At 73.6% G+C, this 13,667-nt stretch carries 12 protein-coding genes; 11 read left to right on the top strand and 1 reads right to left on the bottom strand.

Annotated features, from left to right (window positions below; all coding sequences use genetic code 11):
- The first annotated feature begins 133 nt into the window (after positions 1 to 133).
- The 5 genes from ACFXGI_RS15945 (at position 134) to ACFXGI_RS15925 (ending at position 6,579) form a co-directional block, all read left to right on the top strand.
- Positions 134 to 1,168, top strand: a complete 1,035-nt coding sequence (locus ACFXGI_RS15945) for an NlpC/P60 family protein (RefSeq protein WP_384706358.1) — start codon at positions 134 to 136, stop codon at positions 1,166 to 1,168.
- Between the two features lie 251 nt (positions 1,169 to 1,419).
- Entirely contained in the window at positions 1,420 to 2,478 is a 1,059-nt protein-coding gene (locus ACFXGI_RS15940; protein ID WP_384706356.1) for an NlpC/P60 family protein, read from the top strand.
- A 36-nt stretch (positions 2,479 to 2,514) separates the two neighbouring features.
- Positions 2,515 to 3,648 carry a hypothetical protein gene (locus ACFXGI_RS15935; RefSeq protein WP_384706354.1) on the top strand — a complete coding sequence of 378 codons (1,134 nt, stop codon included), beginning with the start codon at positions 2,515 to 2,517 and terminating at the stop codon, positions 3,646 to 3,648.
- A 59-nt stretch (positions 3,649 to 3,707) separates the two neighbouring features.
- Positions 3,708 to 4,850: a glycosyltransferase family 4 protein gene (locus tag ACFXGI_RS15930; RefSeq protein WP_229340368.1), complete on the top strand. Its 1,143-nt coding sequence runs from the start codon at positions 3,708 to 3,710 to the stop codon at positions 4,848 to 4,850.
- A 112-nt stretch (positions 4,851 to 4,962) separates the two neighbouring features.
- Positions 4,963 to 6,579, top strand: a complete 1,617-nt coding sequence (locus ACFXGI_RS15925) for a GMC oxidoreductase (RefSeq protein WP_384706352.1) — start codon at positions 4,963 to 4,965, stop codon at positions 6,577 to 6,579.
- 10 nt (positions 6,580 to 6,589) lie between these two features.
- Here the strand turns inward: ACFXGI_RS15925 and ACFXGI_RS15920 are convergent, their stop codons facing one another.
- Positions 6,590 to 8,386 carry an AMP-dependent synthetase/ligase gene (locus ACFXGI_RS15920; RefSeq protein ID WP_384706350.1) on the bottom strand — a complete coding sequence of 599 codons (1,797 nt, stop codon included), beginning with the start codon at positions 8,384 to 8,386 and terminating at the stop codon, positions 6,590 to 6,592.
- Between the two features lie 230 nt (positions 8,387 to 8,616).
- Between ACFXGI_RS15920 and ACFXGI_RS15915 the strand changes: the two genes are divergently transcribed.
- The 6 genes from ACFXGI_RS15915 (at position 8,617) to ACFXGI_RS15890 (ending at position 13,549) form a co-directional block, all read left to right on the top strand.
- Positions 8,617 to 9,399: a metallophosphoesterase gene (locus ACFXGI_RS15915; RefSeq protein ID WP_384706348.1), complete on the top strand. Its 783-nt coding sequence runs from the start codon at positions 8,617 to 8,619 to the stop codon at positions 9,397 to 9,399.
- Positions 9,400 to 9,499: 100 nt separating this feature from the next.
- Positions 9,500 to 9,940 carry an SRPBCC family protein gene (locus tag ACFXGI_RS15910; RefSeq protein ID WP_030863550.1) on the top strand — a complete coding sequence of 147 codons (441 nt, stop codon included), beginning with the start codon at positions 9,500 to 9,502 and terminating at the stop codon, positions 9,938 to 9,940.
- Positions 9,941 to 9,943: 3 nt separating this feature from the next.
- Positions 9,944 to 11,167, top strand: coding sequence for an ArsA family ATPase (locus tag ACFXGI_RS15905; protein ID WP_384706346.1), 1,224 nt, complete (start codon positions 9,944 to 9,946; stop codon positions 11,165 to 11,167).
- A gap of 75 nt (positions 11,168 to 11,242) precedes the next feature.
- The gene (locus ACFXGI_RS15900) at positions 11,243 to 11,725 is read left to right on the top strand and encodes a DUF5304 domain-containing protein (protein ID WP_384706344.1); all 483 of its coding nucleotides are present in this window, start codon (positions 11,243 to 11,245) and stop codon (positions 11,723 to 11,725) included.
- Between the two features lie 61 nt (positions 11,726 to 11,786).
- Positions 11,787 to 12,728, top strand: a complete 942-nt coding sequence (locus tag ACFXGI_RS15895; protein WP_384706342.1) for an ROK family glucokinase — start codon at positions 11,787 to 11,789, stop codon at positions 12,726 to 12,728.
- Between the two features lie 59 nt (positions 12,729 to 12,787).
- Positions 12,788 to 13,549: an endonuclease/exonuclease/phosphatase family protein gene (locus tag ACFXGI_RS15890; RefSeq protein ID WP_384706340.1), complete on the top strand. Its 762-nt coding sequence runs from the start codon at positions 12,788 to 12,790 to the stop codon at positions 13,547 to 13,549.
- Positions 13,550 to 13,667: the final 118 nt, after the last annotated feature.

Below are 13,667 nucleotides of genomic sequence, written 5' to 3'. Positions count from 1 at the left end.
CTGATCACAGCGAGGTCACTAGGGTCGGCTCAAACCTTCGTGCGGTAGTTCACTCATTCGGAGTGACGGCGGAGGTGCGCTGCCGAGCCTTGCGACCGTATTCGGCGGCTCCAGGAATAAGGAGCTCGCGTTCGTGGCGTCCCACCGTCGACCCAAGCCGCCGACCCGCACCCGCGTGAGCGTGCTCACCGCCCTCGCCACCGCGGCCGTCGCCCTCTCCTCCCAGTCGGCCATGGCCGCCCCGGCCAAGCCGAGCAAGGACGAGGTCAAGAGCAAGGTTGACGCCCTCTACGAGGAGTCCGAGCAGGCCACCGAGAAGTTCAACGGGGCCAAAGAGCGCCAGGAGAAGCTGGAGAAGGAGATCTCGCAGCTCCAGGACCAGGTCGCGCGCGGCCAGGACGAGCTCAACGGCCTGCGCAACACGCTCGGTTCGATGGCGACGGCCCAGTACCGCGGTGGCGGTCTCGACCCGTCCATGCTGCTCCTGCTGTCCTCCGACCCGGATGCCTTCCTCGACAAGGCCTCCACGCTCCAGCAGGTGAGCGGCAAGCAGGTCGAGGCGATAACGAAGATCCAGGCCAAGCAGCGCAGCCTCGCGCAGCAGCGTCAGGAAGCCACCGGCAAGCTCGCCGACCTCGAAGCCGTCCGCAAGGAACTCGCCGAGAAGAAGGCGGCCGCCCAGAGCAAGCTCGCCGACGCCCAGGCCCTCCTCAACACGCTGACCACCGAGGAGCGGGGCCAGTTGAAGAGCGATGCGGCCAAGGACGGCCAGGCGGCCGCGGACGTCGCCGGCTCCAAGGGTGCGGTGAAGGGCTCGGGCCGGGCCGGGGCGGCCCTCGCCGCCGCGATCACCCAGAAGGGCGACCGCTACCACATGGGCGACACCGGCCCCGACTCGTGGGACTGCTCGGGCCTGACCCAGTGGGCCTACGCCCAGGCAGGCGTCAAGATCAGCCGCGTCACCACCACGCAGGCCAACGACGGCACGCGCATCTACAACCAGAGCGACCTCCAGCCCGGAGACCTGGTCCTCTTCTACGACGACCTGCACCACGTGGGCCTCTACGCGGGCAACGGCCAGGTCTTCCACGCCTCCAACCCGACCGGCGGCGTCCGTTACGAGGCCATGAAGAACATGCCGTTCCAGTTCGGCGTCCGCGTCGGCTGACACGCCCCGAGGGCCACGCGCCCGCCCCGGGACGCGCCGTGCACCGCCCATCCGGGCGAATTCCGCGCCCCTGCTGTGACCACACGCCCCGCCGGTGACCTGCGTCTCCGGCGGGGCGTCGGCGTATGCGTCCTGCGGAGGTCGTTGGCCGGGGTGTGACGGCGCGGTTACTGTCTGCCAGCGCGGAACCCGGCACACGGCCGCCCACGGGGGGCGGACCCGGTCCCGCAAAGCGGAAGGGAGCGGCTCCAGTGGCGTCCCATCGTCGGCCCGGGCTCGGCAGCCTCGACAGGAACACCAAGGTCACCTTCCTGACCGCCGCCGCGGCCACCGCTGCCGCGGCCACCGCCGTGGCAGCCATGGCGGGCGCGACGGCGAGCGCGGCCCCGGCCCTCCCGCGGGAGCCCGCGGCCGGCGCCCGCGCCCAGGTCGACCGGCTCTTCGAGGAGGCCGAACAGGCCACCGAGCGCTACAACCAGGCGGGCGAGCGGGCCGGCCGGCTCCGCACCGAGATCGACCGGGCCCAGGACGCACTGGCCCGCGGCCAGGACCGCATCAACACCATGCGCGGCCTCCTCGGCGCCTTCGCCGGAGCCCAGTACCGCTCCGGCGGCATCGACCCCGTCGTCGAGCTGATGCTCTCCGAGAACCCCGACGAGTACCTCGACAAGGCCTCCCAGCTGAACCGGCTGACGGACCGCCAGGCCCGGCAGCTCTACGAACTGCGCAAGGAGCAGCGCCGGCTGGCCCAGCAGCGCCACGAGGCCTCGCAGAAGCTGGCCGAACTCGACACGGTACGGGCCGACGTGGCCCGCCAGAAGCGCGCCGTCACCGCCAAGCTGGCCGCGGCCCGCCGGCTCCTCAACGCCATGCCCACCCAGGAGCGGGCCGAGTTCGAGCGGGCCTCGCGCTCGGACGGGCGCCCCGAGGGCCTGCCCGAGCTGAACTCCCTCGGCCCCTCCTCGGGCCGCGCCGCGACCGCCGTGATGGCCGCCCGGGCCGCCGTCGGCCGCCCGTACGTCTGGGGCTCCACCGGGCCCTCCGGGTTCGACTGCTCCGGGCTGATGGTGTGGTCGTACCGGCAGGCGGGGGTCTCCCTGCCGCGCACCTCGCAGGCGCAGCGGTACGCGGGCCGCCGGGTCCCGCTCTCGCAGGCGCAGCCGGGCGACCTGGTCACCTACCGCTCCGACGCCAGCCACGTCGGCATGTACGTCGGCAACGGCCAGGTGGTGCACGCCCCGTACCCGGGTGCGCGGGTGCGGTACGACCCGGTCGGGATGATGCCGGTGTCCTCCGTGACCCGTCCCTGAGCCGCCCCCGGCCCGGGGCGTGCGTACGATCGTCGGATGTCCCCGGTCCGTCGGCCCCTCCTCGTACGCGTACTGCCGCTCCTGCTGGGCGTGCTGCTCGCCGGATGCGGGGCGCCCGCACCGCGCGACGCCGCCGAGGGGGACATCCGGGAGGCCGTCGCCGCCTGGTCGCGGACGCCGCCCGCGCAGCTCGCCGGGATCCCGCTGGAGGGGTGGGCGTACGAGGTCTCCGCGGTCCGGCGCGACGGCGAGCGGGCCACCGCCCGGGCGGAGCTGCACTACCGGCTCACCGGCTACGACACGGCCCCGGCCGGGTCGGCCCGCGAGGTGCTGCTGAGCCGGGACGGCGCGGACGGCGGGGCGTGGCGGGTCACCGGGGACCGGGCCGCGCCGGGCGCGCCGCCGCAGCTGTGGGACCAGGGCCCGGTGCAGGTGGTCAAGGGTGCCCACGCGCTGGTGCTCGGCGTCGGCCGGACCCCGCAGACCCTGTCCGAGGTCGCGGCGGAGGCCGAGCGGGCGGTGCCCGCGGCGAGCGCCGCCTGGCCGAAGGCGTGGGCGGGCCGGGTGGTGGTGCTGGTGCCGGGCTCGCTGGAGCGGATGGCGCAGCTGCTGGGCCGGCCGGCCGCCGAGTACCGGGGCATGGGGGCCGTCACGACGGGCCGGGTGGGCGCGGCTGCGGCCCCCGCCGACCGCGTCGTCGTCAACCCGGAGGGCTGGGCGGAGCTCAGCGCTGCGGGCCGGGGCGTGGTCCTGACCCACGAGGTCACGCACGTGGCCACCCGGGCCGCCACCACCGCCCGGACCCCGCTGTGGCTGTCCGAGGGCTTCGCCGACTGGGCGGCGTACCGCGGCGGGGCCACCACCGCGCAGCAGGGCGCGCCCGCGCTGGGCCGGGCGGTCCGCGCCGGGGAGCTGCCGGCCGCGCTCCCCGCCGACGGGGCGTTCGCCTTCGGCGGCGACCCCGAGGCGCTGGCCCGCGCGTACGAGGGCGCCTGGCTGGCCTGCCGGCTGATCGCGGCCAAGTGGGGCGAAGCCACGCTGGTCCGCCTCTACGAACGGGCGGGCCGCGAGCCCCTGGCCACGGCCCTGGAGGAGACCGTCGGCGGCGATCTGCCCGGCCTCACCCTGGCCTGGCAGGCGAGCCTCCGCCAGGAGCTGGGCGCGCCGTAGGGCCGGGCCGGTGGCTGGGGGAGGGGCCGCGCCGGGGCGTCCGGTACTGTCGGCAGGCGATGCACAAGACGCTGATCGTGACCAACGACTTCCCGCCGCGACCGGGCGGCATCCAGGCCTTCCTGCACAACATGGCACTGCGGCTGGATCCCGACCGGATCGTCGTCTACGCCTCCACCTGGAAGCACGGCGCGGAGGGCCGCGAGGCCACCGCCGCCTTCGACGCGGAGCAGCCGTTCCAGGTCGTGCGCGACCGTACGACGATGCTGCTGCCGACCCCGCGGGTGACCCGGCGGGCCGTCGGGCTGCTGCGCGAGCACGGCTGCGAGTCGGTGTGGTTCGGGGCGGCAGCCCCGCTGGGCCTGATGGGCCCGGCGCTGCGCAGGGCCGGGGCGAAGCGGATCGTGGCCACCACCCACGGGCACGAGGCGGGCTGGGCGCAGCTGCCGGCCGCGCGGCAGCTGCTGCGCCGGATCGGCGAGGGCACGGACACGCTGACGTACCTGGGCGAGTACACGCGCTCGCGGATCGCCTCGGCGCTGACGGACCGGGCGGCCGCGCGGATGGTGCAACTCCCGCCGGGGGTGGACGAGAAGACCTTCCACCCCGGGTCGGGCGGCGCGGAGATCCGGGCCCGGCTGGGGCTGTCGGACCGGCCGGTGGTGGTCTGCGTCTCGCGGCTGGTCCCGCGCAAGGGGCAGGACACCCTGATCGAGGCGATGCCGCGGATCCTGGCCGCGGTGCCGGACGCCGTACTGCTGGTGGTCGGCGGGGGCCCGTACGAGGCGGACCTGCGGGCGCTGGCCGTCTCCACCGGGGTCGCGGACTCGGTGGTCTTCACGGGCGCCGTCCCGTGGGCCGAACTGCCCGCCCACTACGGCGCCGGGGACGTCTTCGCGATGCCCTGCCGGACCCGGCGGGGCGGGCTGGACGTGGAGGGCCTGGGCATCGTCTACCTGGAGGCCTCGGCGACCGGACTGCCGGTGGTCGCGGGCGACTCCGGCGGAGCGCCGGACGCGGTGCTGGAGGGCGAGACGGGCTGGGTGGTGCGGGGCGGGGTCCCCGAGGACGCGGCGGAGCGCGTGATCGCCCTGCTCCGCGACCCGGAGCTGCGCCGGCGCATGGGCGAGCGGGGCCGCGCCTGGGTCGAGGAGAAGTGGCGCTGGGACCTGCTGGCCGACCGGCTGCGTGAACTGCTCTGACCGTCCCGGGCGGGGACCCCGGACCGTGATCCTCCGCCACACCTGACTGTTCCTCAGATGTCTGTCAACACCGCCTCTGGGTGGACGGCCTGATTCCGCCCATGATGCGGCCATGACACCTCAGCTGACGCGCCGTCACTTCCTGGGTATCGGCGCCCTCCAGACCGCCGCAGCCCTCGGCTTCACCCGCATCGGGCTCCCATCGGCCGCCGCCGCCGAACCCCCCGCCGCGCAGTACGCCCCCGCCATCGTCGTGGGCTCCGGCTACGGCTCGGCCGTGGCCGCCCTCCGGCTCGGGCAGGCCGGAGTACGGACCGTCGTCCTGGAGATGGGCAGGCTCTGGAACACCCCCGGCCCGGACGGCAAGGTCTTCCCCTCCACCTCCGCGCCCGACCAGCGCTCCATGTGGTTCCGCACCCGCACCGAGGCCCCGCTCGCCCAGTTCCTCTGGCTCGACGTCGTCAACCGGAACATCAGCCCCTACCCCGGCGTCCTCGACCGCGTGAACTACGGCGACATGTCCGTCTACGTCGGCCGCGGTGTCGGCGGCGGATCCCTCGTCAACGGCGGCATGGCCCCGACGCCCCGGCGCTCGTACTTCTCCGAGGTGCTGCCCCAGGTCGACGCCGACGAGATGTACGGCACGTACTACCCGCGCGCCCGCGCCATGCTGGGCGTCAACGACATCGACCCGGGCTGGTTCGAGTCCACGGAGTGGTACCGGTTCGCCCGGATCTCCCGCAAACACGCCCAGAACACCGGCCTGAAGACCACCTTCGTGCCGAACGTCTACGACTTCGACTACATGAAGCGCGAGGCCGCCGGCACCGCCACCCGCTCGGCACTCGCCGGAGAGGTCATCTACGGCAACAACTTCGGCAAGAAGAGCGTCGACAAGACCTACCTCGCGTCCGCGATCGGCACGGGCAACGTCACCATCGAGACCATGCAGCGCGTCGTCGGCGTCCGCCAGGACCCGGCCGGCGGCTACGTGCTCACCGTGCAGACCAGCGATCTGACGGGACGGGTCACCCAGGTCAGGGAACTCGGCTGCAAACAGCTCTTCCTCGGCGCCGGCAGCCTCGGCACCACCGAGATCCTGCTGCGCGCCCGTGAGCGGGGCACCCTGCCCGGGCTCAGCGAGAAGGTCGGGCTCGGCTGGGGCCACAACGGCAACATCATGACCGCCCGGGCCAACCACCTGTGGGACACCGTCGGCTGCAACCAGGCCACCATGCCCGCCCTGGGCATCGACGACTGGGACAACGCCGCCAACCCGGTGTTCGCCGAGATCGCCCCGCTGCCGATGGGCTTCGAGCACTGGATCTCGATGTACCTGGCCATCACCAAGAACCCGGAGCGCGGCCACTTCACGTACGACGCGGCCACCGACTCGGCGCGGCTCAACTGGCGCCGCGACCAGAACACCCCGTCGGTCCAGGCGGCCAAGAACCTCTTCGACCGGATCAACCGGGCCAATTTCACGATCTACCGGTACGACCTGTTCGGCGACAACAGGAACTTCGCCGACAACTTCACGTACCACCCGCTCGGCGGCTGCGTCCTCGGCGACGCGACCGACAACTACGGCCGCGCCAAGGGCCACCAGGGGCTGTACGTCGTCGACGGCTCCCTGATCCCGGGCTCGCTCGGGGTGAACCCGTTCGTCACCATCACCGCGCTCGCGGAACGGAACATCGCGCGGATCCTCGCGGAGGACCCGCGCTAGCCGTCGGGCCTCAGCCCCGGTACAGGGCGTCGATCTCGTCCGCGAAGTCCTTCGCCACCACATTCCGCTTCAGCTTCAGCGAAGGCGTGATGTGACCCGACTCCTCCGTGAACTGGGAGGGCAGAATGCGGAATTTCCGCACCGATTCCGCCTTGGAAACCGCCGCGTTGCCGTCGTCCACGGCCTGCTGGACGGCGGCGATGAGGTCCGCGTCCTCGCGCAGCTCCGCGGCCGTGACCCCGGCCGGCTTGCCGTGCTCCGCGGCCCAGCGGCCCAGGAACTCCTCGTCGATCGTGACCAGCGCGGCCACGAACGGCCTCGCGTCGCCGACCACCATGCACTCCGCGACCAGCGCGTGCGCCCGGATCCGGTCCTCGATCACCGCGGGGGCCACGTTCTTGCCGCCCGCCGTGACGATGAGCTCCTTCTTGCGCCCGGTGATCGAGAGGTAGCCGTCCTCGTCGAGGGTGCCGACGTCGCCGGTGTGGAACCAGCCGTCGGTCAGCGCCTCGGCGGTCGCCGTCTCGTTCTTCCAGTACTCCTTGAAGATCTGCTCGCCGTGCAGCAGCACCTCGCCGTCGTCGGCGATGCGCACCACGGAGCCCGGCAGCGGCTGGCCGACCGTACCGATCTTCGTACGGTCCCACGGGTTGAAGGCGGTGGCCGCGCAGGACTCCGTCAGGCCGTAGCCCTCCAGAACCGTGAAGCCGATGCCGCGGAAGAAGTGGCCGAGCCGCTCGCCCAGCGGGGCGCCGCCGGAGATCGCGTACTCGCCGCGCCCGCCGAGGACCGTGTGCAGCTTGCTGTAGACGAGCTTCGAGAACAGCTTGTGCTTCAGCTTCAGGCCGAAGGACGGGCCGCCCGGGGCGTCCAGCGCCCGGCTGTACGCGATGGCCGTCTCGGCCGCCGCGTCGAAGATCTTGCCCTTGCCGTCGGCCTGGGCCTTGGCGCGGGCCGAGTTGTAGACCTTCTCGAAGACGCGCGGCACGCCGAGGATCAGCGTGGGGCGGAAGGACTGCAGCTCGTCGGTGAGGTTCTTGATGTCCGGTACGCAGCCCAGGCGGATCGGCGCCAGTACGGCGGCCACCTCCACCAGGCGTCCGAAGACGTGCGCGGCGGGCAGGAAGAGCAGCACGGAGCACTCGCCGGTGCGGAACAGCGGGCTCAGGCGCTCCACCACGTTGCCGCACTCGGCGAAGAAGTTGCGGTGGGTCAGCACGCAGCCCTTGGGGCGGCCGGTGGTGCCCGAGGTGTAGACGATGGTGGCCGGGTCGTCGGCGTTCGCGAGCGAGCTGCGCTCGTCGACCTCGGCGTCGGTGACCTCGCCGCCCGCGGCGTTCAGCGCCGCGAGCGCGCCCTGCTCGATCTCCCAGACCTCGCGCAGCTCCGGCAGCCGGTCGCGCAGCGAGGCCACGGCCGCGCTGTGGTCCGGGCTCTCGACGATCACGGCGACGGCGCCGGAGTCGCCGAGGATCCACTGGATCTGCTCGGGCGAGCTGGTCTCGTACACGGGGACGGTGACGCCGCCCGCGCTCCAGATCGCGAAGTCGAGCAGCACCCACTCGTAGCGGGTGCGCGAGATGAGCGCGACGCGGTCGCCCGGCCGGATGCCGGCCGCGATCAGGCCCTTCGCTGCGGCCCGCACCTCGGCGAGGAACTCGGTCGCCGTCACGTCCTGCCAGCCGCCGTCGACCTTGCGGCCCATGACTGCGGTGTCGGGATGCTGAGCGGCGTTGCGGCGGATGAGATCCGTCAGGTTCCCGTCCGACGGGACCTCGTACAGGGCCGGAAGGCTGAACTCGCGCAAGACTGCTGCTCCTCTGGGCGCCATCGCCACCATGTGGACCGACCGGACGTTACCCACCGGTAGTGGGTTCCGGATAGAGGGAACCGGCCAGATGTTCCGTGCGTCACATGGCACGGCTCTGCCATGCCGACAGTAGTCGACCCCGTTTGCGACTCGGAAGTAACCGCAGGTAGGCCGCCTGTGCGGGCCCCATCTACCCGCGGCTCCCGGGCGCCCCTAGGGTGGGGCGCATGGGTGGCAGGAAAAGCAGCACGCGCGTTCACGTCGTCAGCGACGTCCACGGCAACGCCGAGGCGCTCGCCCGGGCCGGCGACGGCGCCGACGCGCTGATCTGCCTCGGTGACCTCGTGCTCTTCCTCGACTACGCCGACCACTCGCGCGGCATCTTCCCCGACCTGTTCGGGGTCGAGAACGCCGACCGGATCGTGGAGCTGCGCACCGAGCGCCGCTTCGACGAGGCCCGCGACCTCGGGCGCCGGCTGTGGGCCGGGCTGGACCGGGAACTGCTGATCGAGGGCGCGGTGCGCCGCCAGTACGCCGAGATGTTCGCCGCGTTCCCACAGCCCACGTACGCCACCTACGGCAATGTCGACGTCCCGGGTCTGTGGTCCGAGTACGCCGGCCCCGGCACCACCGTCCTCGACGGGCAGCGGGTGGAGATCGGCGGCCGCGTCTTCGGGTTCGTCGGAGGCGGACTGCCCTCCCCGATGCGCACCCCGTACGAGGTGGACGAGGAGGAGTACGCCGCCAAGGTCGAGGCGCTCGGCGAGGTGGACGTGCTGTGCTCGCACATCCCGCCGGAGGTGCCGGAGCTCTGCTACGACACGGTCGCGCGCCGGTTCGAACGGGGCAGCGAGGCACTGCTCGCGGCGATCCGGCGGACCAGGCCGCGGTACGCGCTGTTCGGACACGTGCACCAGCCGCTGGCCCGGCGGATGCGGATCGGCGGCACGGAATGCGTGAACGTCGGCCACTTCGCCGCCACCGGCAGGCCGTGGGCCCTGGAGTGGTGAGCCCGGGCCCTGGAGTGGCGACCTCCGCACGCACGGTAGCCTGCACGCGGCGGCCGTAGGCCGCACACTTCCTCGAACAATCCCTGGAGGGGCGACCGCCATGGCCGAACACACCAGCTCGAGCATCACGATCGAGGCGGCGCCGGCCGACGTGATGGCCGTGATCGCCGACTTCGCCCGCTACCCCGAGTGGACCGGCGAGGTGAAGGAGGCCGAGGTGCTGGCCACCGACGCCGAGGGCCGCGCCGAGAAGGTCCGGCTGCTGCTCGACGCGGGCGCGATCAAGGACGACCACACCCTCGCCTACTCCTGGAAGGGCGCGGACGAGGTCAGCTGGACCCTGGACAAGTCGCAGATGCTGCGCCAGCTCGACGGCTCGTACCGGCTCGCCCCGCTGGACGGCGGCAAGCGCACCGAGGTCACCTACCAGCTGACCGTCGACGTCAAGATCCCGATGCTCGGGATGATCAAGCGCAAGGCCGAGAAGGTCATCATCGACCGCGCCCTGGCGGGCCTGAAGAAGCGCGTCGAGTCGGCCTGATCCATGCGCATCCTGCTGATCACCGGTCCCGGCGGGGCCGGGCGGACCACCGTGGCCGCCGCCACTGCCCTCGCCGCCGCCGGGAACGGTGCGCGGGTGCTGCTGCTCTCCGGGGACGCCGGGGATCCCCTGGCCGCACTGGTCGGGGAGCCGACGGGGGAGCCCGTCGAAGCCGCGCCCGGGCTGGCCGCCGTACCGGCCGGCGGGGTGCTCGTGGCCCGCGTGGACTCCGGCGAGGAGTTCCGCGAGGAGCTCGTCGCCCTCCAGGAACGCGGATCGGCCCTCCTCGGCATGGTCGGGGCCCGGCCGCTCGGGGCCGAGGAGCTCACCGAGCTGCCCGGCGCCGAGCAGTTCGCCCTGCTGCGCGCCCTGCGCCGGGCCGCCGCCGCCCCGGAGACCGACCTCGTCGTGGTCGACCTGCCGCCGCTGCACCAGGCCGTGGCCGCCCTCGCCCTCCCCGCCCAGCTGCGCCGCTACCTGGCCCGGCTGCTCCCGGCCGAGCGGCAGGCGGCCCGCGCCCTGCGGCCCGTACTGGCCCAGCTGGCCGGCGTACCCATGCCCGCGCAGTGGCTGTACGAGGCCGCCGCGCGCTGGGACGAGGAGCTGGCCGCCGTCCAGGCCGTCGTGGAGGCCGGCACCACCTCGCTGCGCGTGGTCGCCGAGCCGGGACCGGGCGCCGACGCCGCGCTGCGCACCGGGCTGCTCGGCCTCGCCCTCGAACAGCTCCCGGTCGCCGGGATCGTCGCCAACCGGATGGTGCCGCAGGGCTCGCCCGACCCCTGGCTGGCCGGGCTCGCCGCCCAGCAGGAGAAGTACGCCGCCCAGTGGGCCGGGGCCGGGTCGGCCGAGGACGTGCCCGTACTGCCGCTCGGCCACCTCGGGCGGGACCCGCAGGGGCCGGACGACCTGCTCCGGCTCACCGGGGCGCAGGGGCTCGTTCCGCAGGCTTCGGGGGACTCCCGCGCCCGCCGGGCCTGGGCGGTCGAGGACCGGCTCGCCGACGACGGGGTACTCGTCTGGGTGGTGCCGCTGCCCGGCGCGCACAAGCGGGACCTCGACCTGGTCCGGCGCGGCGACGAGCTGCTGCTCGCCGCGGGCCCGTACCGCAGGATCGTTCCGCTGCCCTCCGCGCTGCGCCGCTGCACGGTGTCCGGCGCCGCCCTCGCCGACGGGGTGCTCCGCATCCGCTTCACGCCGGACCCGGGGCTCTGGCCCCGCAGGCCCTGAACCGCGTACCCCCGTTCGGGTACCGTCGGAGGTAGTACGTCCGCACGCCCAGCAGCTGCCGCAGGAGAGTCCGCCATGAGCGAGGCCACCGACCGTCCCACCGACGACGACGCCTGGGCCAAGGCCTGCGCCGAGGACCTCGCCGCCGAGCAGGAGCGCCGCCGGTCCCGCGAGGGCGCCGGCGCGGGCGGCGCGGGCGGCACCGGGACTGCCGCCGAGGAGCTGTTCAAGCTGTTCGAGGCCGTCGCCGACAAGGTGTCCGGACTCAACAACCCGCTGCTCGGCGCCGCCGCCCAGGGCGCCGTACGCCAGTTCGTCAACCAGGCGAAGGCCGCCGCCAAGCCCGTCGTCGAGCGCAACCCCGAGGTCTTCGACCACCTCGCGGCCGCCGGCTCCGAGCTGCTCGCCGCGTACCGCTCGGCCGTCGAGGGCCACGAGCGCCGCTGGACCCGCGACGAGCCCGCCCCCGGCGCTCCCGCGGACCGTCCCTCCGGTGACCGCTCCGACCCGCGTGACGAGGGTGGGAGCGGTCCGACGCAGCGGATCGATCTCGACTGAGACGGCGCCGCCCTCGGGTACGGTTGGCCGTGGCGGGGTTTGACCGGAAACCGAGGGACTAATGGGACTCACCATCGGCGTCGACATCGGCGGCACGAAGATCGCGGCCGGCGTGGTCGACGAAGAGGGCACCATCCTTGAGACGTACAAGGTGCCCACCCCGCCGACCGCGGACGGAGTGACGGACGCGATCTGCGCCGCAGTGTCCGAAGTCAGCAGCAACCACACCATCGAGGCCGTCGGCATCGGCGCCGCCGGATACGTGGACGACAAGCGCGCGACCGTGCTCTTCGCGCCGAACATCAACTGGCGCCACGAGCCGCTCAAGGACAAGGTCGAGCAGCGCATCGGCCTGCCGGTCGTCGTCGAGAACGACGCGAACTGCGCGGCCTGGGGCGAGTACCGCTTCGGCGCCGGGCAGGGCCACGAGGACGTCATCTGCATCACGCTCGGCACGGGCCTGGGCGGCGGCATCATCATCGGCAACAAGCTGCGCCGCGGACGCTTCGGCGTGGCCGCCGAGTTCGGGCACATCCGGGTGGTCCCGGACGGCCTGCTGTGCGGGTGCGGGAGCCAGGGCTGCTGGGAGCAGTACGCCTCCGGCCGCGCGCTCGTCCGGTACGCGAAGCAGCGCGCCAACGCCACCCCCGAGAACGCGGTGGCCCTGCTCGCGCTCGGCGACGGCACCCCCGACGGCATCGAGGGCAAGCACATCAGCGAGGCCGCGCGCGCCGGTGACCTGGTGGCCGTCGACGCCTTCCGCGAGCTGGCCCGCTGGGCGGGCGCGGGCCTGGCCGACCTGGCCTCGCTCTTCGACCCGTCGGCGTTCATCGTCGGCGGCGGAGTCTCCGACGAGGGCGACCTCGTCCTCGACCCGATCCGCAAGTCCTTCAAGCGCTGGCTGGTCGGCGGCGCGTGGCGCCCGCACGCCCAGGTGCTGGCCGCGCAGCTCGGCGGCAGGGCCGGGCTCGTGGGCGCGGCGGACCTGGCCCGCCAGGGCTGACACCGGCTGTTGTCCGAACTGCCCGCCGCGCCCTCTGTGGGACGGCGGGCAGTCTGGCTATGTTGCCGTCCATGCTCCCGAACTCTGTGACGGAACCCGACGGTTCCGCGGTGATCCGAGCCCTCAGCTACAACATCCGCTCGATGCGGGACGACGAGGAGGCACTGGCCCGGGTGATCCGCGCATGCGCTCCCGACCTGGTGTTCATCCAGGAGGCCCCGCGGTTCTTCCGCTGGCGCAAGCACGCGGCGCGGCTGGCCTCGAAGACGGACCTGGTGGTGCTGGGCGGAGGCGCCACGGCCGCGGGCCCGCTCCTGCTCTGCTCCCTGAGGGCCTTCGTGGAACGGACGGAAGACGTCCTGCTTCCCCTCACGCCCGGGCTGCACCGGCGGGGCTTCGCCACGGCGGTGGTCCGCTTCGGGGCGGCGCGGGTGGCGTTGCTGAGCGCGCACCTGTCGCTGGACGGGGCGGAACGCCGGGCCCAGGCAGACCTCTTGCTGGACCGCCTGGGGTCCGCGGACGCCCCGTACGCCATCGCGGCGGGCGACATCAACGAGCCCCCGTCGGGCCCGGCGTTCCGCCGGCTGTCCGCGGAGCTCCAGGACTGCTGGACGGTCGCCCCCTGGGGCGGCGAGCACACCTTCGTCCGCTCGACCCCGCCCCGCCGCATCGACGCGATCTTCGCAACGCGGGGAGTGGAGGTCCTCACCTGCGGCGTCCCGACTTCCCTGCCGGGCATCACGGAATCAGACCTGGACAAGGCGACCGACCACCTCCCGGTCCTGGCCACCTTCCGCCTCCCGGCCGGCGCCGGCGCGTGAGACGCGGGGTCCGGGGGGGGGCCCCCCCCGCCCCCCCCGCCCCCCCGCGGGCCCCCGCCCACACCACCCCGCCGCCCCCCGGCTCGGCGGCCGAGGCGGGACCCCGGGGCCAACCCGC

Origin of the sequence: Streptomyces sp. NPDC059355, assembly GCF_042752335.1 — a bacterium.
GTDB lineage: Bacteria > Actinomycetota > Actinomycetes > Streptomycetales > Streptomycetaceae > Streptomyces.
This window is presented reverse-complemented; position numbering and strand designations above follow the sequence as displayed.